24 protein-coding genes and 4 pseudogenes are annotated in these 23734 nt (G+C 68.9%); 10 read left to right on the top strand and 18 right to left on the bottom strand.

Translation table 11 applies throughout. The features are described from left to right. Nucleotides 1–3: 3 nt before the first annotated feature. The 3 genes and pseudogenes from LZP97_RS27435 to LZP97_RS26335 form a co-directional block, all read right to left on the bottom strand. On the bottom strand, nt 4–579 hold the full coding sequence (locus LZP97_RS27435; protein ID WP_234575228.1) for an SCO6880 family protein: 576 nt from the start codon (nt 577–579) through the stop codon (nt 4–6). Next, nucleotides 576–1507: pseudogene (locus LZP97_RS27430) on the bottom strand (SCO6880 family protein). The gene LZP97_RS27435 and the pseudogene LZP97_RS27430 overlap by 4 nt, the downstream one beginning before the upstream one ends. A gap of 63 nt (nt 1508–1570) precedes the next feature. Further along, on the bottom strand, nt 1571–2413 hold the full coding sequence (locus LZP97_RS26335) for a hypothetical protein (RefSeq protein ID WP_234575226.1): 843 nt from the start codon (nt 2411–2413) through the stop codon (nt 1571–1573). A 164-nt stretch (nt 2414–2577) separates the two neighbouring features. Between LZP97_RS26335 and LZP97_RS26330 the strand changes: the two genes are divergently transcribed. Next, on the top strand, nt 2578–2973 hold the full coding sequence (locus LZP97_RS26330; RefSeq protein ID WP_234575225.1) for a hypothetical protein: 396 nt from the start codon (nt 2578–2580) through the stop codon (nt 2971–2973). A gap of 91 nt (nt 2974–3064) precedes the next feature. Here the strand turns inward: LZP97_RS26330 and LZP97_RS26325 are convergent, their stop codons facing one another. The 10 genes and pseudogenes from LZP97_RS26325 to LZP97_RS26280 form a co-directional block, all read right to left on the bottom strand. Next, nucleotides 3065–3766, bottom strand: a complete 702-nt coding sequence (locus LZP97_RS26325) for a hypothetical protein (protein ID WP_234575223.1) — start codon at nt 3764–3766, stop codon at nt 3065–3067. A 136-nt stretch (nt 3767–3902) separates the two neighbouring features. Next, nucleotides 3903–4507 (bottom strand): annotated as a pseudogene (locus LZP97_RS26320) (hypothetical protein). Beyond that, on the bottom strand, nt 4504–4692 hold the full coding sequence (locus LZP97_RS26315; RefSeq protein ID WP_234575221.1) for a hypothetical protein: 189 nt from the start codon (nt 4690–4692) through the stop codon (nt 4504–4506). The pseudogene LZP97_RS26320 and the gene LZP97_RS26315 overlap by 4 nt, the downstream one beginning before the upstream one ends. 203 nt (nt 4693–4895) lie before the next feature. Next, nucleotides 4896–5189 carry a hypothetical protein gene (locus LZP97_RS26310; protein ID WP_119699121.1) on the bottom strand — a complete coding sequence of 98 codons (294 nt, stop codon included), beginning with the start codon at nt 5187–5189 and terminating at the stop codon, nt 4896–4898. A gap of 29 nt (nt 5190–5218) precedes the next feature. Next, entirely contained in the window at nt 5219–5791 is a 573-nt protein-coding gene (locus LZP97_RS26305) for a hypothetical protein (protein WP_234575220.1), read from the bottom strand. Further along, nucleotides 5788–6210, bottom strand: coding sequence for a hypothetical protein (locus LZP97_RS26300; protein ID WP_442792852.1), 423 nt, complete (start codon nt 6208–6210; stop codon nt 5788–5790). The genes LZP97_RS26305 and LZP97_RS26300 overlap by 4 nt, the downstream gene beginning before the upstream one ends. Before the next feature lie 6 nt (nt 6211–6216). Next, nucleotides 6217–7284, bottom strand: a complete 1068-nt coding sequence (locus LZP97_RS26295; protein ID WP_234575218.1) for a hypothetical protein — start codon at nt 7282–7284, stop codon at nt 6217–6219. Nucleotides 7285–7386: 102 nt separating this feature from the next. After that, on the bottom strand, nt 7387–7857 hold the full coding sequence (locus LZP97_RS26290; protein ID WP_234575217.1) for a hypothetical protein: 471 nt from the start codon (nt 7855–7857) through the stop codon (nt 7387–7389). Further along, a complete protein-coding gene (locus LZP97_RS26285; RefSeq protein WP_234575215.1) occupies nt 7824–8381 on the bottom strand; it encodes a hypothetical protein in 558 nt (185 codons plus the stop codon). The genes LZP97_RS26290 and LZP97_RS26285 overlap by 34 nt, the downstream gene beginning before the upstream one ends. A gap of 191 nt (nt 8382–8572) precedes the next feature. Continuing rightward, complete coding sequence (locus tag LZP97_RS26280; protein ID WP_234575214.1) at nt 8573–10198, bottom strand: cutinase family protein; 1626 nt, start codon at nt 10196–10198, stop codon at nt 8573–8575. Nucleotides 10199–10580: 382 nt separating this feature from the next. Here LZP97_RS26280 and LZP97_RS26275 point away from each other — a divergent pair, with 382 nt between their 5' ends. Beyond that, the gene (locus LZP97_RS26275) at nt 10581–11270 is read left to right on the top strand and encodes a helix-turn-helix domain-containing protein (protein ID WP_234575212.1); all 690 of its coding nucleotides are present in this window, start codon (nt 10581–10583) and stop codon (nt 11268–11270) included. Beyond that, complete coding sequence (locus LZP97_RS26270; protein ID WP_234575210.1) at nt 11267–11686, top strand: hypothetical protein; 420 nt, start codon at nt 11267–11269, stop codon at nt 11684–11686. Before LZP97_RS26275 ends, LZP97_RS26270 begins: the two co-directional genes overlap by 4 nt. On the opposite strand, the pseudogene LZP97_RS27330 reads toward LZP97_RS26270, so the two are convergent. The 5 genes and pseudogenes from LZP97_RS27330 to LZP97_RS26250 form a co-directional block, all read right to left on the bottom strand. Next, nucleotides 11673–12363 (bottom strand): annotated as a pseudogene (locus LZP97_RS27330) (cytochrome P450). The gene LZP97_RS26270 and the pseudogene LZP97_RS27330 overlap by 14 nt on opposite strands. After that, complete coding sequence (locus LZP97_RS27325; RefSeq protein ID WP_267966433.1) at nt 12360–13016, bottom strand: cytochrome P450; 657 nt, start codon at nt 13014–13016, stop codon at nt 12360–12362. Before LZP97_RS27325 ends, LZP97_RS27330 begins: the two are co-directional and overlap by 4 nt. Before the next feature lie 25 nt (nt 13017–13041). Continuing rightward, nucleotides 13042–13902, bottom strand: coding sequence for a DUF6545 domain-containing protein (locus tag LZP97_RS26260; RefSeq protein WP_234575208.1), 861 nt, complete (start codon nt 13900–13902; stop codon nt 13042–13044). Between the two features lie 38 nt (nt 13903–13940). Next, nucleotides 13941–14159 (bottom strand): hypothetical protein, encoded by a 219-nt coding sequence (locus LZP97_RS26255; protein WP_234575207.1) that lies wholly within the window; start codon nt 14157–14159, stop codon nt 13941–13943. 142 nt (nt 14160–14301) lie between these two features. Beyond that, nucleotides 14302–14661 (bottom strand): hypothetical protein, encoded by a 360-nt coding sequence (locus LZP97_RS26250; RefSeq protein ID WP_234575205.1) that lies wholly within the window; start codon nt 14659–14661, stop codon nt 14302–14304. A 656-nt stretch (nt 14662–15317) separates the two neighbouring features. Between LZP97_RS26250 and LZP97_RS26245 the strand changes: the two genes are divergently transcribed. From LZP97_RS26245 to LZP97_RS26215, 7 genes and pseudogenes are all read left to right on the top strand, one after another. After that, a complete protein-coding gene (locus LZP97_RS26245) occupies nt 15318–15767 on the top strand; it encodes a hypothetical protein (RefSeq protein WP_234575203.1) in 450 nt (149 codons plus the stop codon). Nucleotides 15768–15959: 192 nt separating this feature from the next. Further along, nucleotides 15960–16712, top strand: coding sequence for a hypothetical protein (locus tag LZP97_RS26240; RefSeq protein ID WP_234575202.1), 753 nt, complete (start codon nt 15960–15962; stop codon nt 16710–16712). Nucleotides 16713–16860: 148 nt separating this feature from the next. Then, nucleotides 16861–17199 (top strand): hypothetical protein, encoded by a 339-nt coding sequence (locus tag LZP97_RS26235; protein WP_234575200.1) that lies wholly within the window; start codon nt 16861–16863, stop codon nt 17197–17199. Between the two features lie 166 nt (nt 17200–17365). Next, a complete protein-coding gene (locus tag LZP97_RS26230; RefSeq protein WP_442792853.1) occupies nt 17366–17578 on the top strand; it encodes a hypothetical protein in 213 nt (70 codons plus the stop codon). An 891-nt stretch (nt 17579–18469) separates the two neighbouring features. Further along, a pseudogene (locus LZP97_RS26225) lies at nt 18470–19250 on the top strand (ParA family protein). Nucleotides 19251–19696: 446 nt separating this feature from the next. Beyond that, the gene (locus LZP97_RS26220) at nt 19697–20593 is read left to right on the top strand and encodes a DUF2637 domain-containing protein (RefSeq protein ID WP_234575198.1); all 897 of its coding nucleotides are present in this window, start codon (nt 19697–19699) and stop codon (nt 20591–20593) included. 547 nt (nt 20594–21140) lie between these two features. After that, a complete protein-coding gene (locus LZP97_RS26215) occupies nt 21141–22202 on the top strand; it encodes an IS110 family transposase (protein WP_234575197.1) in 1062 nt (353 codons plus the stop codon). Nucleotides 22203–23734 lie beyond the last annotated feature (1532 nt).

The following is a 23734-nucleotide window of genomic DNA, read 5'->3' as shown; positions in this document are numbered from 1 at the left end:
CTTCTAGTTGCTCAGGAACGACGGGATGGTGGTGTGGTCGGGGGCGATGACCCCGACACCGAGACAGGCCGCGAATGCGGCGGCCTGCCAGCACCAGGAGCGGCGGATCGTCAGCCGGCTCTGCCGCGAGAGGTCCTCGACCAGGGCGTCGATCTTCGGCACATCGGCGCCGCCGGCCGGTTCGGTGACGGTGATGAGCACCCCGAAGCGCACCATGCCCGCACCGCGGGCCTGCTCCATCCGGGCTTGCGCGGTCGCGGCGACCTCGATCTGGGACTTCGCCGAGGCGATCGAGCCGTTCTTGAGCGAGCCGCCGTGGGCCTCGGCCATCGCGTTGCGGTAGTCGCGGTCGGCGATGTCGGTGGCATCGCCGGCCGAATGCGGCCGGTAGAGCACCGAGACCCGCTTGAGCGGCACCGCGTCGTTCGGAGTCAACAGTCGCTGCAGGACTCGTTCGGTGACCGCGCCCTTGGGGGCTTCGCGCATTTCCCAGGTCACCGACACCGCGCCGTCGTGGACGTACTTGCCGCCGTCCGGGCTTTCCAGGGCGGTGCGCGGACCGCAGTCCTCCCAGGTCAATCCGGTGCCTGCGCCGGAGTGCAGGCCGCCTCCACGTCGAGGAGCGAGGCCGGGTCGTAGGAGCGGCGCACGAACGCCATGATCTCGTCGGCATCCATCGGTGAGCACGGCACACCGGCCCGTGCCGCGGCCGCGGTCAGCGCGGGCAGCCGCCGGCCGAGCTCGACGGCCTGCTCGGAGGGGTCCTGCCTGCGTTCGGTGGTCTGGGCCTCGAAGGTCAGCGCGATCCGCGCAGCCAGACGGATACCGCCCGTGGTCAGCCCGGTGGCGAGCTGGTAGGCCGCGTCGCGGGCCAGCTGCGGGGCATCGGCACGGGTGTTCTGATGCACCGTCTCGTAGAGCTCGATGCCGGTCTCGGGCAGGGTTTCGACGGTGGTGACCACCGCGAGGATGTCCGAGGTCTCCCCGCCGCGGACAAAAACTGCGCCCAGTTGCCGACATAGTGATCGATCACGTCCTGATCGACGGCTTCGGCGCCCTGCGGGTAGGCGTCGAACACGACCGTGTAGGCACCCCGGCTGGGCATGTGGATCATCCCGAAGGTGCGCCCGTCCGAATCGATGCCCTCGTACAGCTCGGTGTCGGCGAGCACCCCGGGCAGCCGATATGCACGCCCCGGAACGCGGGAGAACGTGCCCGAGGCGTAGGTGTGCTCACCGCGGCGGCGGCCGCGCCAGAACTGGAATCGCATCAGTGCCCTTTCGTAACCGGACCGCCCGTCACGGGAGATGACCAGGGGGATGAAGCAGGCGATCATCGGGACCGCCAGCAGCACGGTGACCTTCAGGCCGAGGAACAGACCCGTGATGATGACCAGGGCCGCAGCGGCGATCGCGGCGATCGAGGTGCCGAAGGTGGCCCCGAGCAGGCCGGTCTCCCGAGGCCGGCGCCAGTTGCCGTAGGTGTTGTAGGTCTTCTCGTCGCTCACTGCTCGAAGCCCCTCGGTGGAACTGGGGCCGCCCCCGATGCCACAGACGCAGTCACCGCCGCGTCACCGGGTGACCCACTGCTGGGAGTGCCGGAGGTGGTGCCGCCGGGCTGACCATTCCCGCCGCCACCGGGGGTGCCCGAGGAGTTGCCCTGCGGAGCCGCACCGGCACCGCCACCGGAGGGTGCCCTGCTGGTTGCCTTCCGGTCTCCCGCCTGCCGCACCGAAACCGGACGGTGCGCCGCCGGTCTGTGCGCCGCTGGGCGGGTTGCCCATGCTCGTCGACGACGTGGTCGCCGCTCCGGATGCGGCGCCACTGGCACCGCCGGTGGCGATCATCCCGCCGACCTTCGCGCCGACCGCCGCCGCACCTGTCGCGGCCGCCATGCCGCTGCCGCCGCCACCGAGGGCGCCGACGTTCGGGACGATCAGCCGCATCAGCGCCGGGAGCACCAGGGCCGCGGCGCACAAGGTGATGACCCCGGACAGGGCCATGAATCCGTCCGCGTGCTCGGTGTCGGTGATGGTCGGGGTGGCCTCGAGGAACAGGATCGCCGAGACCCCGATCACGAACGCGCCGACCGGTTTGACCAGCAGGAACGCGATCGTCCAGGCCAGCATCTTCTCGTAGGCCTGGCTGCCGACCTTCGTGCCCCCGGCCGCACCCGCGATGGGCAGTGCCGCCGCCATGAGCACCAGGATGCCGGTGCGCAGCAGCATCAAAAACGCCATCATCAAACCGCCGAGCATCCCGATGAGGCCGATCAAGAACAGCAAACCGACACCGGCCGGACCCGCATAGAGCTGGATCGTCACCATCGCTTCGGCCAGACGGGACGGATCGGAACCGACCGCGCTGTCCATGAACCACGCCGAAATCCGGTCCGACAATCGGGTGCCGAGCACGATCAGGGTCGCCGCGCCCCCAGCGAGCACCGCAGCGCGGGCCAGTTGTTTCAGGCCCTCTTCCGAGGTGTCGCGGATCGCCCCCGAGCGGGCCAGCGCCAGCCGCCCCGAGCAGGATCAGCGACAACGACAAGGCCGCGACCTGGATGTAGAAGGTGTAGTCGTTGACCGTCGCGACCGTGCCGGTGAAGGTGCCTCCGTCCATCTCGGTGCCGGTGATCCACCACCCGAGCGCGAACTTCAACACCGCCACCCCGGCGTTGCCGATCCACAGCGCGGTCTTCTCGACCGCTCCTGCAGCGGCGTCGTTGATGCCGTCCTCGATCGCCCCGGTACCGGCATCGACGACGTTGCCGGCTGCATCCACGCAGTCGGGAATCTCTACATCGAAGACCATCTCACCCAGCGCGCCGACGACGTTCCCGGCGGTGCTGGCGCAGCTCACGGCCCCGGCGCCGGTTTCCAGCCAGTCGAACCCCGAGTCCCCCTCGCCCTGCCCATCGATCTCGGCACTGTCGATGCTGCCGCCGGACGAGTCACCCGAGGGCTCGGTGTCCTGAGCAAAGGCCGCACCTGCTGCGCTGATGCCGACGGCCACGACGGCGCAGAGCACGGCGACCAGCCGAAGAATGCCGGTGAGCGGGCTGCGGTTCACCACCACTGCTGCCATCCTTCGGACGACACCGGCTCGAACTCGGTACCAAAAGCGGTCGAGTCCAGTTGGACTACCCATCCGGTGCCCTCGCGCCACACCACCGGGATCTTCACCACCCGGATCTCGGTGGCCCCGTTCGGCCGCTCGACGGTGGCGCCGAACTTCACCAAGGTCAGATCAGGATGGAACGACACGTCGACCATCGGCATCACCGCAGCCGGCGTATCGTCGGCAAGCCTGACTCCCGCCAACTGCCTGGTTGGGTCCGACACCCGGCCTGCTTCGGTGACCATCTCGACCCGGTTGTCCCCGGCTGCGACGTACCCGATGTAGTGGGCTGCGGCCAGCGCCGCTCCCTGCGCCGTGCGGGAGAACCCGGTGGCCACCCCGCTGTCGGTGAACCCGGTGGGGCCGTCGGAGGTGGAGAACGGAAGATCCATGTTGCCGTGGATGCGCTGGAGCATCACACCACTCGGTGCCTGCTCGACCGGCCGATTCGCGGCGGCCAGGGTGTCGGACAGGATCACCCCGTGAGGGTCGAGCGGGACGTAGACGACACGGTTGGTCTTGTCGAAGACCGGGTCCGGCTCGAACAGACCGTCCTTGTCCTGGGCGGTGGCGCCGCTGTCGGTGGTCGGATCGAGGGAGACCAGCGGTTCGGCGTCGTCCCCACGGAAGGCCATGACGAGGCCGACCATGACCCCGACGACGATGATGACGGCTACCGCAGCCAGGCCGATGGTGAGTTTCGTTGCTGCGGAGGACCGCTCGTTCTCGGCGGCCTCGAAGGAGGAGTGTTCTTCTCGCCGGTCCGGCCGGTGGTGTGGGGTTCGGTCACTTACGGGTCTCCTCGAGATCGACCAGCTCCGACGGCAGCGCATCGAGAGCGGTGATGGTGGCGGTGTCGTCGCTGGGCAGGTTCAGTCGCCAGTCCCCGTCGATCCACACCACCCGGGTGGTCGCGGACGCGAGCGAGTCGTCAGAGAACCGCTGCACGACCGCGACGGTGGCGGCGGTGTCGCTGTAGTCGGCGATCGTGTAGCCGACGATGGTCGGCACCATCTCGCGGTCGGTGCCCGAGACCTCCACCAGGGCGCGGTGGGCGGCGTAGAGGTCACGGCCTTGACCGGGGCGGCCACCCCGGACAGGATCGTCGGCCAGGTCCGCTCGGGCGCGGTGGCCAACTGCACCGACTGGGTGATCGCCGCCAACGCCGCACCCTGCGGGGTGCGGCTGAACCCGGCGAACGGCTCCCACTCGCCGCCTCGGGGACCGTCGCTCGTGCCGATCGGCACCTCGATCCCGCCGACGGTCACCCACCGAGCGATCTGCGGCGGATCGGTCAGCGACACCGGGCTCTCGCCTGTGTCCGATCCCCCGCAGCTGGTGGCAACCAGCGCCACCGCGACCACCGCGGCTCGCACCCATCGACGCCTCATGGTTCGTTCTCCTCGCTGCCGGACTGCTGGTGGTGCTGTTGTCTTTGTTCGAGCTGGTCGATGACGGTCGGGGCATGGCCGCCGCCGAGCTGCTGGGCTTGGGGCCCCTGGGCGGTGGCCAGCAGGATCGTGGCGAGGGTCGCGGCCACACCGCCGGCGAGGAGCGCGCCGATGTTCGCCGCCACGAACTCCGCGGCCGTGGGGGATTCGAGGCCGCCCCGTGCTTGTGGTCCCAGGCCAGGCGTGCGCCGACGAAGATCACCTTGGCCACACACAGGAGAAAGACGATCCCGGCCGCATACCCGAGCAGCGTCTGGACACCCTCGACGACCTCACCGGGAAGGGGCACCACCCCTTGTGCGGACACCGCCATCGCGCGCCCCTGCCCTTACGCCGCGCCGACGACAGCGCTGAGAATCTGGTTCGCCGAGATCGCGACGATCGCCCCGACCAGGGAGCCGACGAGCATCTTCGGTGAGTCCCCCGAGCCGTGCTGCCACTTCTCCCACGCGAACTTCCCGCCCGAGAAGATCAGGGCCGCCACGCACGCGAGGGTCACGCCCCACAGCAGCCAGTTCAGCAGCTTGAGCAGGCCGTTCGCACCCGGCGGCACCTCCGGGTTGATGTCGAAGTCCACCGCGCCTTGCGCGAGAATCGCGGCGTCCACGACTGTCTGGAACATGAAAGATGTCCTCCCGTTGAGGGTGTTGGCTACTGCCCCGACCACAGGGTCGGCAGAGCGGATTGGAGTGCCGTGACGATGCCGACGCCGGCCGCGATCACGTCCTCGGGAACGGCGATCACGGCTCCCTTGGCCCGAACGGGCACGCCGTCGAGGGCGCGCCAGGTGGGCAGGCTCGACCGGGCGGCCGAGGCCAGGAAGCGGTGCCAGCCGATCGCCCAGTGCGCCGGCACCGCGCCGGTGACGATCGACCGCAGCTGGCGCACCTCCTTCGGCGGGGCTTCGGCGGCGTGCGCCACGGTGAGCAGGCCGAGCAGCTCGCACGCCAGATTCCGGGTGCGGTGTTCGAGGATCAGATCGTGCGCGCCGCTCAGGCCCTGGATGGTTTCGCGGCAGACCACCACCACATAGGGCGATTCGACCTCCCGGTCGGTGCCGCACGGCCACCGATGCCGGGCGTCGTCGGCGAAGTCCCAGTACCGGGTGAGGGTGGAGACCGCGGCCCCGCCGTGGGCGCCGAGCAGCCACACCGCCGGTCCGGGCGCAGCCACCGGGTACGGGTCGACCCGGGCGTCGGCGCTGGTGCGTTCGCGGATGCTCATGCCAGCTCTCCTGTGCCTGCCTGGTGGTCGGTGGCGTGGTGGCCGGCCTCGATGCGGCCCAACGCGTCGAACACGTCGGTCCAGGCGTCGAGCGACCCGGCCGACAGGCGCCGGTGATCGAGGGCACCGGGACGCGCCAAGGTCGCATCGAAGGGCACTTCCACGAACGCGGCGACCAGCGGGGACAGTGCGTCGCGGATCGCCCGCACCGAGTCGAGCGGTCCGACCCCGGCGCGGTCGAGCAGATTCCCGCCGCCGAAGGTGCCGTCGATCGCCGCGACCTGGGCACCGGCTCCCAGGCGGAGGGCGGTGGTCAGACCGACGCAGGTCGTGGTCGCGGCCGCTCCCCGGAGCCGCCACCGCGATGACCGAGAGGTGTTCGGGCTGCTCGATTTTCGGGCTACGACGAAAAGCGACAACGTTGTTCATCGGTTCTCCACGTTCGCGATCTTCAACCCGCCGGCGGCGGGCATGGTGGTGATCCACTGCTTGTGGATGCCTTCGTCTCCCAGGGGCGGGAACTTGAGCAGCACATCGACCGACCAGCGGTGGGGGTCCTCGGTCGGCAGCACGGTCACGCAGTGCTCGGTCCCGGCCGGCACAGCGTCGATGAAGGTCTGGATGTCGGTGCCGGGCAGGATCATCAGGTCCGCGACGGCCGTGCCGTCCCGTTGGACGTAGTAGGCGTGCTCGAACGCCTGGATCACCGCCGGACCGGTGCCGCGGCCACCGGGGCCGTTGCCGACGATCCGGTCGGGTTCGTCGACCGGGGCGCACCACGGCGGTGCCGCCGCGGTCGCGGTCGTGGAGGTCGTGGTGGTGGACGAGGCCACCACCGAGGAGGACGGCAGCGGCGGCATCTGCGGTTCGTCGGTGCCCTCGGTCGTCGCGGTGACCACCGCAGCGCAGACCACCGCCAGCACGGCGACACCGGCCCCGACGAGCATCCAGGTGCGGGATCGATCGGGGCGGGCCGTCGCGGCCGCAGAGGCGCTGTGGGTGACCGGCTGGGTGGTCGTCTCCTCGACGACCTCGACCGCAGTCGCAGCCGGAGCTGCAGCAGGGGTCGGGCGGGCACGGCTGATCGCGGACTTCAATCCCCCACGGGTGCGTTCGGGGATCATCAGCGGGCTGCGGGGGATGTGGGCGCGGACCCACTCCGGGGCGCCTGCATAGGGATCGACCTCGGTCGCCGCATCGCCGTGTCCGGCAGGGCCGTGGGCTGGGTGATCGGCAGGATGGACCGGCGCCGGGTCGGTATCGACGGTGGTCTCGGCCGCGGATTCGGCCTCGACGATCGGTTCGAGGTCGGTCTGGATGACCGCATCCTCGTCGGCACCGGACGAATCGGGGACGGAGGCAGCATCGACCGGCTCGAACTCCGCCGCCTCGACCGTGGCGCTGTCGATGGTCTCCTCGGGGATCGGGAAGTGCACCGATCCGGTGTCGGTGTCGTCGGTCGGAGTCGGCTCCGGCCCGTACCGCTCGGTCACGTCCGGGAAGAGTTGTCCTCGATTGCCGGTCGACAATGTGTCCTCCGTCGTCGGGTGGTGGGGGCGGGGCTACCCGCCCCACCGGCGAGATGGTCGGGCAGGTCAGGCCGGGTTGAGGCCGTCCGCGGCCGCGGTCGAGATCATCTCGGCGGCCGTGCCGAGCGAACCGTCGAAGAACGTGGTCAGCACGGTGTCCGCTCCCGCGACGACACCTTCGCCACCGGGCTGGACCTTCACCCACTCACGGACCTGCGAATCGACCTGCGGAGCGGTGGTCACGACGCTGCGCACCGCGTCGGCCGCGGCCTGCCCGACCGGACCGGAGGACTGCCACTGCTCGACCGTGGCGTCGGCTTGCTCGGTGAGCGCGTCCTGGTGCACATCCGGCAGCTGCACCTCGATGGGCTGGCCTTCGTCGTCCCCGGCACCGAAGGCGGTCCCGGCCGCCAGACCGGCCGCCCCGCCGATCACCGCACCGGGGACCGCGCCGACCGCCGCACCGATCGCTGCGCCCGCCGCGGTCCCGGCCACCCCGGTGGTCACCGCGGGCAGCACCGGAATCGGCAGCGGCACCACACCCCGGCCGCAGCCCCGGCGAGACCGCCGATGGTGCCGCCGATCAGCGCGCCGGGCACCGCCCCGGCCGCAGCACCTGCTGCCGCACCGGCCACCGTGCCGCCGATCTGCGCAGCGGCGACCCGGTCGGCGCGGCTGGCCTCGACGCCGACCGACTTGTAGAAGGTGGCGACCTCGGAGCGGATCAGACCGGCGGTGTTGTTGGTGCGTTCGCGGTCGTCGTCGGTGACCCAGTTCGGCTGGTTGAAGTGGATATCGCCGATCATGATCTTCTCGGGCGGAGCGAGGAAGATCGGCTCCGGGGTGACCGGCTGCGGGGCCCGCAGCGCCAGCGGATCGATCGGCGGGATGTAGGACTGCCGCTCGTAACGGTTCGTGTCGTAGTTGTAGTCCGGCAGCGGCGCGTACTGACGCTGCTGCGCCGGAGGCGGGGTCCAGTAGATCTGCTGGGCCGGAGGCGCCGGCGCGGGCTTCGGCACGCTCGTCGTGCCGCCCTGGGTGGACGGCGCCGGCGTGGTCACCCCGCCCTGCGAGGGCAGCTCGACCGGACCTGCGCCGCCAGACCCGAACCCGCGGCCACGATCGCCGCGGCCGTGGCGGGCACGACGCTCGCCGCGGCGATCCGCGAAGCCCTGCGATGCTTGCTCATCTGCGTTCTCTCTTCTGTGTCGATGCGCGAGTGTGTCGATGCGCGAGTGTGTCGATGCGCGAGTTAGTTGAGTGCGGTGGCCGAGACGCCGCCCTGCTGAAGCACCGTCGGCTCCGGCACGACCTCGTGTGTCGTGGTCACCACCGAGTCCGGGGTGGTCGAGGTGACCGCGGCGGTTGTGGTGGACGGCGCAATCTCGGTCGTGGTGGTCGTGGCAGTCGTGGTGGTGGTCGGCATCGTGGTCGTCGAGGTCACCGTCTTCGACGTGGAGGTGGACGAGGAACCGAGGTCTGCGGCGGCAGCTGCGAGCCAGGACGCGACGAACCGCGCCGGCGGCTGTCCACCCGCGGTGGCCGGGACCGAGCCGTAGGAGCCGTGCTCCGCCGCGACGTTGCGCACCGTCGTCATCGCCACCAGATCGAAGGCATCCCGGTTGGCCTTCACTTCGTTCTGCACGACCTGGAACGCCTGCCGCACAAGTCGCTGCGAGGTCGCCGGCGGCACCAGCTCGGGCAGCACGCTGACCGTCTTGGCCGCAAGCACCCCGAACGCCGCGGCCGGATTGGCAAGCCCGACCGCCGCGACCGCCGCGATCGTCTCCGGGGTGAGCACCTTCTTCGCGACCGTGACCGCCGCGTTGATGCCGATCAGCCCGACCTTCAGCAACGCCGCGGTCACTTCCTGCCCGGTCGGCGGAGCCGAACGCGGATCGGACGCTTCGGCCAACCGCTGCGAGATGGTCTTCCTCGGCTGGACCGACACCGCCTCGAGAGCGTTCTTCGGAGCCGCAATGTCCTCGTTGACCACATCGACGGCGGTGCTGAACGCCGTCGAGGCCAGCGCCCGCCCGACCGTGGAGATCGCGACGAACGGATCCCCGCCGACCTCGACCTGACCGGCGACGTTGACCACCGCCCGCACGATCGGCGCGTTCGCCGGGGCGTCACACGCCAGATCCCCGCTCTGGCACCACGCCGACACCCGCCCGGAGAGACTGCCGTAGTCCTCGGTTAGATCGGCGACCGGGCCGATACCGCCGCCCTCGGGAGCGGTGAACGACACCGGCGGCAGGTTCTCGACCGCCTCACCGCTCGTACCAGGGACCCGAGCCGGGGAGGTCTGCGCGGTGCCGGGGAACAGCCCCGAGCCGGCGCTGCGGGTCGGGGCACCGAACAGGGCACCGGCCGCGACCGAGCCGGCCGGGACCGCTCCGGTGCCCTGGCCGACCGACCGCAGGAAGTTCGAGGCCGCGTGTGCGCCTTGGGAGTAGCCGACCACGGCGAGCTTGGCCGAGGGGCACTGCGCGAGCACCCTCTGCGCGGCCCGGGACAGGTTCTGCTCCCCCTCGGTGACCGAGGCGACGTACGACCGGCTACCGCTGGGGGTCAGGCCGCCGAACGATCCCGGGTACGGGACGTAGGCGCGATCGACACTCGCCCCGAGTTCACGGGCCTGGTCGAGCATCGGCCCCATGATCTTCGAGAGCATCCCGGTATCGACCTTCACCGGCGCATCCGGCGAGGACTCCGTGGTGCCCTGCATCCCCAGGACATACAGATCCGGACACCGATCGACCAGCTCGTCGAGCCAACTCGTCTGCGCGTGCACCGGGGCCAGACCACCCACACCGGTCATGACCGCAGCCGTGGTGACCATAGTGGCCACGGCCCGCGTACCCCGACCCTTCATCTCTCTCCTCCTTCGCGCAGTCGACCCTCAAGCCCCGCAGTGATCACTCCGCCGTTCCGGCTCTCGGGTGCAGGGCTTGTGCGGAAGCCCTGCACCCGAAAGCCGGAACAGCACAGGGCGCTGCACTGCTGTGGGAGTGCACAGCCCTCCCACTGGGCCCGATCCGCGAGACAGTGACCGCCCCCGTTCGAGCCGGCGCAAAATCCCTGTCCGCAAAAGCTTGGCAAAGCATATACTCGATGAGTTCGAAACAAAAGCAAAAAACTAGAGAGTTTTTGGGAAGCGGGTGGCGGTGAAGGTTGACGTGGAGCGTCGCAAAGCCCCAGCTCCTTCCGGGTGCCGGAGACGTCTGATCGGGGCATTGGCCGGTAAGGTCGATGCGATGACAAACGAGCGGGCGCGTTTTGCGCGAATAGTTGCCGAGCGGAGGCGCCTGCTTGGCTTGACTCTCGACCAGTTACAACAAGCCGGCGGGCCGTCCGATGTGACTACGGGCAAGCTCGAGAAGGGCGCCATCGCTTCTCCGAGCGCCCGTACTCTGCGGCGCCTCGACAGCGGTCTGCAGTGGACCGAGGGGTCTGCGGCGAGGGCCTGGGCCGGAGGGGAACCCACTCCCTTGGAGGACATCCCGTCGGCACGACGATCTACTCCCAGTGCCGTCAACGCCGATGCCGACTCGGTGACCCTCTCCCTGACCGTGGTCAACGAGTTGTCCGACATCGCGAAGCGGTACGAGCGGTTGGCGGGGACGATCGAGGACCAGGAACTTGTTGCCGAACTGGGTCGGATCAACACCGACTTGGACCTGCTGGTCGATCGCATTCTGCGTGCATGGTTGATCGCGCAGCTCGAACGCAAGTCGGCACCGGACTCACCGGTGAGAGGTGATCCGGTGGTGGAGATGTTGATCGGGGACTACCTCAATCGCACTCCCGAGCCCCCGTCCCCCGAAGATGCCCACGAGCTGCTGTACCTGCGGTGGCTGACGGGCCGGGCCGGTGAGATCGACGAAGCGACCGAGCAGGCGTTCGTCACACAGTGGAGAAAAGCTCAGAAGGAGGAGCGTCTGTGAACTACCTGGCCCCGTCCCTCGGCCAGAAGCTCGATCGGCTCCTCGCGTTCTACCACCACCGCAACGAACCCGAGCTGACGTTGCAGGCGGTGGCCACCATCGTGGGACAGCGCATCGGTGAGCCGATCCCGGTGGAAATGCTCGAAGAGGTCCGCTCCGGAGAGCGGACCTCTTTGCCGGTCACCGTCACCGACGCGCTCTGCGACGCGTTCAAGGTCGACCGTGATTACCTGCGCCTGAACGGTGGCCGGGACATCGACATCGATCAACGGTTGCGTCTGTGGATCACCATCCGGGACCGCGGGCTGCACCACTTCGCCGCGCGTGCCACCAGCCTGACCCGCGACGACGTCGAGCGGCTCATCGCAGAAATCGAGCGGATGACGCCGCAGGTCGGAGGACTCAGACAGGCGTGAAGCGCAGACGAAGGCCCTTCGGGCGCAACGTCAGGGTCTCTTCGACGTCGAGCGCATAGTCGGGTTCGGGGGTGATGTCGAACCGCAGCACCAGGGTCGCCAGTGCGAGGGTCATCTCGTGCAAGGCGAACTGCCGTCCGATGCACGAGCGGATGCCGGTGCCGAACGGCTTGAACAGCTCCGGTGCCCGACCGCGGTGGTGCTCCGGGGCGAAGCGATCCGGGTTGAACCGGTCGGCGTCGGGACCCCAGGCCGGATCGCGTTGTACCGCCAGCAGCAGCACGAACACCCATTCCCCGGCCGCGAACTCGTGCCCGCCCACCTGGGTGTCCTTTGGCGGAGCGGAAGAAACCCGGAGCGGTGGGCCAGAGCCGCAGTGCTTCGTTGATCACCTGGCGGGTGTAGCGCAATCGCGGCACGTCCTCGTACCGGACGGCGCCGTCGCCGATGACCGCACGAGCCTCGTCGCGCATCCGGGAAGCCACCGCCGGATCCTGGGCGATGAAGTGCAGCGCGAAACTCAGCGCGTTGACCGAGGTCTCGTGACCGGCCACGAGGAAGGTCAGCACCTGATTGCGGATGTTCTCCGGATCCAGCGCGGCGCCGGTGTCCGGATGCAGCATCCGGTCCAGCAGATCGCGGCGGCGCTCACCCGACCGCTGCCGGGCCGCAATCACCTCGTCCACGGTCTCGACCAGCACGGCGTGGTCGAGCTCGTTCTGCCTTCCTCCTTGCGGTGCAGGAACTTACCGACGAAGGGCACCGGGATCGCACTGTTCTGCGCAAAAGTCAGGGCTCGACTCATCGCGGCCACGAAGGGGTGCTCGCTGTCGCCGAACGAATCGAACGAGTAGCCGAAGCCGCAGCGACCGATCACCTCGAGGGTGAGCTTGCCCATCTCGTCCACGACCTGGGTGTATCCGTCCCCACCGGCGAGGTCCTTGCTCAGCTCGTCGACGACCTCGACCATCACGTCGTGGTAGGAGACCATCGCCTCCTTGGTGAAGCCGGGCATGAGCACCTCGTGCGCGCGCGCCCAACTCGATTCCCAGTTGTAGGCGGTGAACAGCCCGTCCGCCACCAGTGGGCGCAGCCGTTCGAGTGGCCGGCCGACGTATTTCTCCCACACCGTGTCGTCGAAGACCTGCGCGGCGAGTTCCGCGGAGCCGACGAAGGTCAGGTCCGTCCCGAGAATGGAGCGCCGGTAGATGGGGCCCAGCTCGTCGAACCGCTGCAACGTGGTCTGGTTCGGTTTCTCCTTGGACATTCCCAGGACATCGCCGATGAACGGCACCCGCCGCGGCGGATGCGGAATCGTCGTGTTCGGCACAGCCGTTCCTTCCCTTGTCACACGCTCACGGCTTCGGCCGGGCGCTTGGTCCATGCTTGCGCGATGCGCAGCAGCTCGTCTTCGTCGGCAAGCCACCGTGGCGTGGCCACACGAGATTCCGCAGCGCCGCCCGGCGCCGCTCGAGCGCGTTGACGATCGCGGCGCACCGCTGCATTGGGGTGGCTTCTTCCCGACGCTCCTGCTCGGTCATGTACGGCAGAAGGGTGAACACCGCGTCCTCGCACTCGATCCGCATCCGGTGCTCGCGATCCACACTGTTCGGAAGCAGCCCCGTCGATTCGATCGACATGGCAGGCAACGCGGTCGACAGGTCCTGCCACATGGGCGTCAATGTCGACACGGCCACCGACGACGGATCGTTGTGCAGTTTCGCCCGTACCGCCGCAAGCACCGGAGCGGCGACGACAGCCGCCAGCACGCACGCGGTCGGCAAGAAGAGCACATCGTTGGACTGGCTGCGCCAGTCGGTGAACCCGTTGGTCACCTCCACGGACATCAACACGGCGTTGGCGAATCGTGTCAGATGATCGAAGGCCGACACGGCGCCGGTGCACAGGATCAGTCCTGCCCACAGCCGAGTGGCCCGGTTCTGCTCACCGTCGCGCAGGATGCGCAGGCACGCGTACGCCACCGCGGCCACCGCCAGCGGCATCTGGGCCGCGTAGATCGCCATGTACGCCACGGTCCGCACAGAGCGCAGCTCCTCGATGGCCACACCCATCGAGCGCGCCGGCGCGCTGATCCAGGCCATCACCAGCATCCACCCCACAATCAGGGCGTAGCACCCGACGATCGTGCGCCGCGGAATCTTCCGCACCTTGCGGTAGGCCAGGACGATGAGGACGATTGCGGCCGCACCCAGCATGGCGAAGCCATGGGTGAGCAGGCGAATATCCGACAGAGTCAGGGCGTGACCCCGAGCAGGACGGTCTGTACCGCACCGTCGCGGAGCAGCGAGGCACCCAGCCACCACACCAGCAGCAAGGTGATCTGCTGGTCGAGCTGACGTTCGTAGACGAACAGCGCCCGGGCTCCGATCACCAGGGCCAGAAAGCCCATCATGGGGATGCTTGCCCACTCCGGCAGCGCGGAGGTGGCCTCTTGATGCAGCAGAGCGCTCATCGCAGCGGGGCGAAGACGCCGGCGATTCGATGCAGATCACCGTGACTGTCCAGATCGATCGGACCGCGACTGAGCACCGCCAGGTGCGTGCCGAGCAATTCGGCTTCCGTCTCGGTTGGGGAGTCGAAGGTCGAACGCCGCATCATGTACTCGATTCCTCCAAGCTCAGCCCTTCGGTCAGGGCGCTTTCCGTCGGACGGAACGGCTCTCCAGGGTGCTGACCGAGCACATGGCCCACCTCGTGAAAGATCTGCTGACGCTGATGGCGAACCGAGCGAGCCGGGTCATAGCGGATCACGTACCGCGTCGGGCCACCGAAAAGCAGCCCGCATCGGGTCTGCAGGTCCGTCGACAGGCCCGGCCACGGCTCCAACTCCACCGTCTTCCCGGTGTCCTCTTCCAGCCAGCTGAGGAATTCCGCGACCGTCCACGGCGGCTCGAGCGGTACACGATCGAGGATCTGCGTAATCCGTTCGCGTCGATCGCCCCCGCGTCTCAGCACTCGCTACCTCCCCTTCAGGCCTCCCCTGCCAGATGGCGGAACCTTCGGAGCATAACGCAAGCCATACTCTCGCCAGTCATCACTAAACGAATGCAAAGAATTGACGAAGAGTATGAAAGAATCCGGGTTGGTGCTCGAGGCGTGGGCGTGTCGGACATGCTTTACGCCTCACCTGTCACAAGATGGTCAAGGCATCGCCTCGGCTCGGGCCGACCGGCCATGTTGGCACAGGTTGAACGGTGGAGGGAGAACGGCAGTGGGAATGGCTAGCAAGGGTGCCCGTACCCGCGTGGTCACCCGCGTCCCGGACGAAGTCTACGAAGCTCTCGAGGAGGGTCGCCGAGCTGCTGGGGTCGAATCGATCAGCCAGTACGTCGCGGACCTGCTTGCAGTGACCACCGGCCACCCTCTGCTCGTCCGCGAGCTTCAGCGCCACTGCGAGGAGGAGGTTCGTATGTCTGCGTAGTTCACAAGTGGCTTCAGCAACTTCATAAGCAACACGCAGACCACATGAGAAAACCCCCAGCCGTGCGGGGCTGAGGGTCCTCAAAGTTGGTGAGAGCTGAGCGGCCAAACTCGGCTCTCGTACTGCTTTCCCCGAAGGGACTGTCTTGCCGGACAGGTCTCAGGGTACATCGTGCCCTGAATCAGAGCCAATGATCGCTGCGCGTGTCGCCGTTCTCACCGGTGCCACCCCACCGAATCGTCATCTTTTCGACGTGTGCACGCGCCGCTGGTCGCCGCGTGCCCGGGTGCGGATCGACCCGGATCGCACCCACACCTATGCCACCACCATGGCCGTCCCGAGCCGGCCGCCCGGATTTCCGTGGGCGATCTACCTGGCCGGCGCGAACCATCGCTACCGCCTGTTGGCGTTCGACCTCGACAGCGGCCGCCACGGCCCCGAGGTCGCCCGCGCCGATGCCGACCGGCTCGCCGCGCACCTGGCGGAGCTCGGTGTTGCGCATCTGCGGACGCGGTCCGGGCCCGGCGGCGGGCAGCACATCTGGGTGCGTCTGGCCGCGCCGGGGCCGCGCCCGAGGCGGTGCGTCGCCTCGCCCACGCGCTGCGCCAGCACTACCCCAGCCTCGATACCGCGCCGTTGACCAATCCCGCCACCGGCGCCGTCCGCCCCCCGGGGCCCCGCACCGCCGCGGCGGGCAGTCCCAGCCGCACCTGACTGGGGCCGCCCTCGACGCGGCCCTGGCCGGTCTCGACACCGAAACCGCGCCGGAGGTGGTGGACTGGTTGCTCGCCCGGCACCCGCACTCCCCACCCCGCGCCGGCTCCTCGGGCCGGTGCGCATCGTCGATCCGGCCGATCCGCGGCTGGACCGGCCACGCCGGGCGCTCACCGACACCACCCGCGCCCTGCTCGAGGCCGCCCCCGAACCGGGAGCCGATCGTTCGGCGCTCGTGCACAGCATCTTCCTGGGCATGGCCCGCGCCGGCCACAGCCTGGCCGATGCCCGGGCGGCCGCCGCGACCGCGCCGGGACTGGTCCGGCTGCGTGAGGACCGTGCCCGCGGCCGGGAGGACACCGACCGGCAATGGCGCCGCGCCCTGGACACCGCCGCGCACTTCGCCCCCGCGCCCCCGAGCACCCGGGCCCCGGTCGACGACGAACTCGACCGGATCGAGGCCGCCATCGGATCCGAGCCGGCGCACTGGGCCCGCCCCGGCGGTGCCAGCGACGAACGCATCCTCTACGCCCTCGTCGCGATCGCCCGCGCCGCCCGCACCCGCACCCTCGATATCGACTGCAGGCGCCTGGCCCAGGCCGCCGCCGTCGACGCCTCCACCGTCTCCCGGCGCCTGCGCGTGCTGGCCCACGACTCCTGGGTGACGCGCATCCGCGCCGGCAGTGGAACCCGCGCCGCCACCTGGCACCTCGAACTTCCCCCGTGGCGGCGGTATCGCTTCCCGCTGCAACACAAGGGGAACCCGCCCCCGCTTCGAGACACCCCCCTCTGCTGGCTCACCACACCCACGATCTGTGGGCGTACCGGTCCGGGCTCGGGGGCGCCGCTGCCCGCATCCACTGGGCTGTGATTTCGGGAAAACCCCTCATTTCCGGAAGAGGCAGAAATTTTGTCGAGGTGGCTGCCGCGACCGGGTACAGCCTCGCCACCGTCACCCGGGTCCTGGCCACCCTGACCCGCCTGGGTGTGCCGACCAGGGCGCAGCCGCTATCTCCGATTTGCGGGAGCGGCTCGATCGTGCCGCGGACCGGATCGGGGCCGCCGGTGTCGGGGCGCAGCGGATCCGCCGGCACCTTCACGATCGGGAGCTGCACCGATGGTGGCTCGAAGAGCAGGACTGGCGCAGCCGCCGCGGCAAGAAGACCGGCGTACCCCGCACGGTCTCGCTCACCATCGCCCTGCCGCTCGAGGCGCCGGCTCGGCTGCGGTACGGCCGATTCCCCGTGACCGACACGGGCCGCGCCGACTACCGCGCGGCACGAGCCGTGGTCACCCGCCTGTGCTCCCCGGTCGGGACTCCCCCGATAGAGTCAGGTCAGCACAACCAGGCGGCTTGAAACGTCCTTGACCCTCTATCGCGTGGGATCGGTACGAGTCGCCCAATTCGGCACTCGCGCGAGGGGAACGCAGCAAGGACTCTGGCCGCAGAAGCGGTAGTGACACCGATGCACCGGGCGAGGCGGTTTACGAGTACAAGGCCGGTGTCGTCGCAGCGTCGGGAGCCTGAATCTGGTCCAGACCCTGCTGCGCGAGAAACTCTTCGACCGGCCCGACCTGTGGGTGCACCCGATCGTGCTCGGAGTCGGGAAGAAGGTGTTCGACGCCGGCGCGGTGCCCACCAACCTCACCCTCCTCGCACCGCCGGCAGCCGGCCCCGACCGGCACCGTGTACCTGCGCTCGCGCTCGCCGACGGCCTACCGGCACCGGGGACATGAGCGCCCCCGACCGCCGGCGCCGGGCGGGACGGCTGAAGCTCCGCCCTGTGAGGCGCTCAAGCATTCCAAAGACTGCCCCGGCCCCACCGTGGGCGCGTCGCTCAAGTGCCGTTCTGCTAGATGCAACGGATCGGGTGCTTTTCGTAGGCATTGTGGTGCGCGTACACGATAGAGAGTGCATTGCGTGCACGCATCGCATGCAATGCAACGGGCGCACTCGATTTGAGCGGGCGGCGTCATGGCGTGCGATGGATGCGGTCCGTGCGAGCGGAGCGTCGCCGGCTCGGGGTGCATGCGTGCTGTGCGTGCATGCATAGCACGCTGCGCAAGGTAAGCATGCTGTGCATGCCTTGCGCGTGACGCGAAGTTTGCATAACGTGCGGCGTGTGCACGAGACGCATGCCGTGTTGCACGTGCAGACTGTGCACCGCACGCCTGCACCGCAGGACGTGCACGGCATTGGACTCCCCTTGCCGGTTAGAGGGCAACGGATCGCGTGCTCTTCGTGGGGAGGGCTATGTGGTGCATGCACTGCATCTTGTGCGTGTGCATGCTGGGAGAATTCATTTCCTTGCGTTGCATTGCGTGCACGCATCGCATGCAATGCAACGGGCGCACTCGATTTGAGCGGGCGGCGTCATGGCGTGCGATGGATGCGGTCCGTGCGAGCGGAGCGTCGCCGGCTCGGGGTGCATGCGTGCTGTGCGTGCATGCATAGCACGCTGCGCAAGGTAAGCATGCTGTGCATGCCTTGCGTGTGACGCGAAGTTTGCATAACGTGCGGCGTGTGCACGAGACGCATGCCGTGTTGCACGTGCAGACTGTGCACCGCACGTCTGCACTGCACGATGTGCACGACACGCACTTCTTGCACTGACCGAAAGGCTTGCAATGCAACCGCGCAAAATTGCTATCGCCAACCAGAAGGGCGGGGTAGGGAAGACCGCAACCGCGCTCGGGCTCGCGAGTGCGGTGTCCGCTAAGGGGGCAAGGTCCTGGTCATCGACGCCGACTCGCAGGGCAATGCAACCAATGGCCTTGGCGTCACCGTCGATGCAGGGATGCTTACCACCTACCACCTGATGAACCGCACAGCGGAAGGAAGCGCCGCGGACGCTGTTGTCGCCACAGAGTGGGAAGGCGTCGACCTCATCCCGGCGGATGAAGAACTCGGCAAGATCGAATCGGACGGATCGAACGATCTCGTGTTCCGCCTGGACATCGCCTTCGAGGGCTTGGACTTGAGCCCTTACGACATCGTTCTATTCGACTGCGCGCCCAGTCTCGGCAAGGTACTGTTCGCGGTCCTCATCGCTGCGGACGGGGTAGTGGCCATCACCGAGCCGACGATCGACAGCGTGCAAGGTGTCGAGAAGCTCGACGAGACCATCCGTACTGTCCGCAAACGCGCAAACCCGAAACTGGCATTCGACAAAGTCATTCTTAGTCGGCGCCGCAACACCGGGGAACACATCTTCCGTGAACAAGAGCTTCGGGACAGCTACGGCGATCTCGTCGCTCGCACGATCATCCCGGAGTTGGCGGCCCGCCAGGACGCTCACAGTCTCCGTCAGCCCATCCATCAGTTCCGTGGCGGACGCGCTCTTTCCTCCAGACCGCATACAGCGATCTCCTTACCGAACTCGCGATTCTTCCCGGAGGCACACAGTGACCGCTCAACGGCAACCGGCGATCCGCAAGACTCACCCGGCCGAAGACCTTCCCGAGCGGCCTCCTCGGTCGGATGTTGCTCCCGTTCCATCTCCCACGGTGCCGCACCGACTGCCATAGCGGGGGAACAGGGACCAGAGGGTCTGACCATGACTCATAACACGCGGATCCGTCCCAGCATCAAATCGCGGCTTCGCAGGGAGTGGACAAGCTCCGGTACGAAACCGGGGATCGGACGATCAGCGAGGCGTCGCTCACCGATAAAGCCCTTGAGGAGTACCTCGACAAGCACCGCCTGTGACCCCTTCATGCGCGCAATGCATGCACGCACTGCGTTCCTTGCATGCATTGCGCTGCCCGCATGGCTAAGTGCATCGTGACCACGCTGGTTTGCACTGCTCGGGCCCTCGACCGCAACGGCATTCTTACAGGAAGAACAACTTCACCATGAATGACGATCTCGTGCAGAGTGCACGCCGACGATTGCACTCGAAGACCACGGCCCTCGGTGCTGTTGCAGCGATGACGCTGGTGCTTGCAGCGCTGGCGTTCACCCTGTCGTTCGACGCGCTGCGTCAGCTCACCCTGGAGATCGGCGTGCGCCCGGAACTGGCCTGGATGGCGCCGGTGGCACTCGATGTTGCACAGGCCGCCGCGGCCCTGGCACTGGTTGCACTGGGCACGGACGACGAGTTCCGCGGTGCCCGCCGGTACTGCAAGGCCCTGGCCACGGGCACGGTCCTGCTCAGCGTGGCCGGCAACGGTTACCACGCCTTCCGTCTGGCCGGGCAGCGGCACGCGCAGGCCGCGGCCGGTGTCGATGTCGGGTACCAGCCGCAACCGGCGGCGATCGCCGCGTGCATTGCGATGATCGTGCCGCTGCTGTTCTTGGCGTTGTTGCATCTGTTCACCACGATCGTGCGGGCGCTGACCGTCGAACGCGGCCGCTACCACGAGGCGGTGCAGCACGTGCACCCGGCCGCCCACCCGGATCAGGACGCGGCTGCACTCGATGCATCCGAGATGCACGAGCACACCGAGGATGCACCCTTCGACCACGACGTGCACACCGGTGGTGCACGCGTGCACCCGGCGGCCGTCGCCGCGGACCTCGACGTTGCAACGGGGGAGCGGCCGGACACGCAATGGCACGGGGAGGACCTGGCGGGGGAGTCGGTCGTGCCGGCCCCGGCGCAGGGGAGGCCCTGCCCGAGCCGGCTCTGGCGCCCACCTCCGGGGGCTATCCGCAGACGGTCGACGGGCTGCACGCCTTCTTGGCCGCATGCACGCTGCGCAGTGAGGAGAAGGAGGTCGCGGGGATCCTGCTCGAGCGCCCGCAGCTGACCTACGCGCAGGTGGCGGCCGAGCTGGGCGACACCCCGTCCCCGTCGACGGTGTGCGGCGCTGGCAGCGCTTCAAGAACGCCGCCTACGCCGAGGGTTTCGAGATCCCGCCGGTGGTGCTGCTCCCGCTCGACGCGGTCACCCCGCGGGAGGAGCAGCTGGTGCCGGTGTGACCTAACGGGCCGCCCCCGGTCCGCCCGCTGGGCCGGGGTTGGGGTAGTTGCCGTCGACCGGCCGTGGGCTGCTGCCCGGCCGGGGCGGGGAAAACAGTGACGCCAGGACGGCGCTTCCGACTTATGGTCGTGTCAGCGGTCCGTGGTCGGGTTGGCTGCCCGTAACGTGCCGTAGCAGACCGGAAGGTTTGACTCCTGCGCATCCTGTCGCCCCATCCTGCGGGTTGACTTCGCGGGGGTATGTCGCCCCTTCCGGTCTGCGTTCGCGGAGTGACCGAAGAGAGGCGTGAGACCCCAAGCTGCTGTGAGAGGTACTTGAAGTCGGACTGTCCTCCGCGGATCCCCCACCCCAGGCAGAGAAGGGAACCGCGTCCCGTGATCGTCATCGGCATCGATCCCCACAAGTCCACCCACACCGCCACCGCAGTCGACCCCGTCACCAACACCGACCTCGGCTCGATCCGTATCGAGGCCACCCTCGCCGACTACAAGAAGCTGCTCACCTGGGCCCGGACCTGGCCCACGCGCAAGTGGGCCATCGAGAACGCCGACGGACTGGGCCATCACCTGGCGCAGTGGCTGCTCGTTCTCGGGGAGCTCGTCCTCGACGTCCCGGCCACCGCCACCGCCCGGGTGCGGCACCTGTCCCGCGGCGGTCGACGCAAGAACGACCGTATCGACGCGGCCGCCGCCGCATGTGTGGCCGCCCTGCAAGGCGATGCCCGCCCCGTCGCTCCCGAGGGCCCGACCGATGCTCTGGCCTTACTCGACGAGCGTCGAACGAACCTGTGCAACACCCGCACGCGAATCGCCAATCAGCTGCACGCGTTGCTGCGGCAGGTGCTGGCCGGCGGCGCACCGACCTCGCTGACCGCGGCCGCCGCCACGGCGCTGCTGCGGGGCTTCCGCGCCCGCAGCGAGGTCGATCGGATCCGCGTCGGCCTGTGTCGGGACCCGATTGCCGACATCCGCCGCCTCGACCACCAGCTCGCGGCGAACGAACAGCAGATGTCCCGTGCGCTCGACGAGCACGGGACCCGTCTGCGGGAGGTGGACGGCATCGGTCCGGTGACCGCCGCCCGCCTGATCGGCCGGACCGGACGTGCCAGCCGATTCCCGACCGCCGCGGCGTACGCGAACTACAACGGCTCGGCACCGGTGCAGATCGCCAGTGCCGACACCGACCGCCACCGGCTCTCCCGCTACGGCGACCGGCAACTCAACAGCGCGCTCTACATGATCGCGATGGTCCAGGTCCGGATGCCCGCGAGCGCCGGGCGTGCGTACTACAACAAGAAAATCGAGGAAGGCAAAAGTCCCCGAGCCGCGACCCGCAGCCTCAAACGGCACCTGTCCGATCACGTCTGGCGCATCATGCTCGCCGACGAAAAACGCAGCCCCCGGCAACCCGAGAAAGAATTCGACAGAGCGGCTTGACAATAGAGAGGCACCCCCGCAGCCCTGGCGTCGAGTCCCACCCCCGCAGTCCTGGCGTCGAGTCCCACCCTAGCAGAGTTGTTCGAACATGTGTTCCCACTGGGTGGGGAATGGTGCGATCATGAAGGACGTGGCCCGATCCGAGCGAGCCCCGTCCCGATGCCCCGCGGGTCATCGCCTGACCCCGAACCGGGTCCTGGTCGGCTGGATCCCGTGCGACTGCACCCCCGGCGCCGGGGGTCACCGCACCTGGACGTGCCGCACCTGCGAGCTCACCATCGGCTCACCCCCGCATGTGGGTCCGCCGCGGCCGGGGGTGCGGTGGTCCTGAGAGGCGAACGCCCCGGGGCGGTGGGTGCCGGGGCGTTCACCGGGGAGCGTACGACGCCCGTCCGACATCCTGTGGTGAGGCAGCGGCGGTCCTGGGTATGGTGGCCGGGGTCGCGCACGGTCCCCTCGGACGTGCGGGGCCCCGGTGCCCCGGCGCTATACCCCCAACGCCGGGGCACCGGCCTATCCGCAGGATGCGGTGAGCGCGGTGTAGGTGTCGACGGGGCGGGGACGGTCCGGCCCGGTTCCTCGAGGTCGCCGTCGACGGTGTGATGCTCGACGGTGGGGGAGTGGCCCGCTATCCTCGAGGGTGTCCTGGCGAAGAGTCAGGAAAGTGAGGCCGGGAGCCCGCACGTTGTGCGTGGTCGCCCGGCCTTTGCGCTTCTCTTCGACAGCCGCGCCGCGGTGATCAGCGAGGTCGATCGCGCGCCGCAGCTACCCGCCGGCGGCGTCGGCGCAGGCGAGAAAGATCATCCAGCCCCGGCAACTCGTGTCCGTGTGGACGGTCCATCCTCGCCCGGACCGTCGGGGGCGCCCCGACCCGGGCGAGGGCACCGATGAGCGTCGCGAGATCCTGCTTGTCCTGGGCGCAGGATTCGACCAGGATGCGGCGGGCCCCGAGCTCGGTGCTGTGCACCGCCCACCCGGCCGGCAACTCGCCCGGGGACCTGCCGGTGGGGGCGACCGGCGATCGGTGCGGTGAACAGGTGCGCCTGCCGGATCGTCCGGTGTGCGCGCGAAGGCGGCCACGATCCGCCGCCGGTTCTGTCGGGCGCTCGTCGCGGCGGTGCAGCCGGCCGGCGGTTGTTCGGCCCTCGCACCCGCATCGTCGTGCGGGCCGGGAGCCACGTCCTCGGAAGGCACCACCACCGCGCAGCTCGAGTAGTGCGTAGTCGTCGCCTCGTCGACGAAGATCTCCACGGTTGCCCGTCGCACCTTCTTCCTCCGGTGTCCGGCCCACGGCATTGTCGCCGATCACCACAGCTCGCCCCGGCCCGCCTGCGCCGGTGCTCCGCGACCCTGTCCGGTCCGGACCGGGGCAGGTCGAGGCCCTGAGGGCCCGTTGCGTGCTGGGGTCGGTTCTCGGCGGCGTTCGTCGCGGCGGTGCAGCCGGTCCCGCTTGATCGAAGCCTCCTCGGCGTGCCTTCGAGGGAACCCGTGCCCCCTCGGCTACCGTCGCGACAGCGCACGAGTCAAGGGGC

Origin of the sequence: Rhodococcus sp. DMF-1, assembly GCF_021441945.1 — a bacterium.
Taxonomy (GTDB): domain Bacteria; phylum Actinomycetota; class Actinomycetes; order Mycobacteriales; family Mycobacteriaceae; genus Rhodococcus; species Rhodococcus ruber.
The sequence above is the reverse complement of the archived record's forward strand: the minus strand, read 5'-3'. Positions and strand labels throughout refer to the sequence as shown.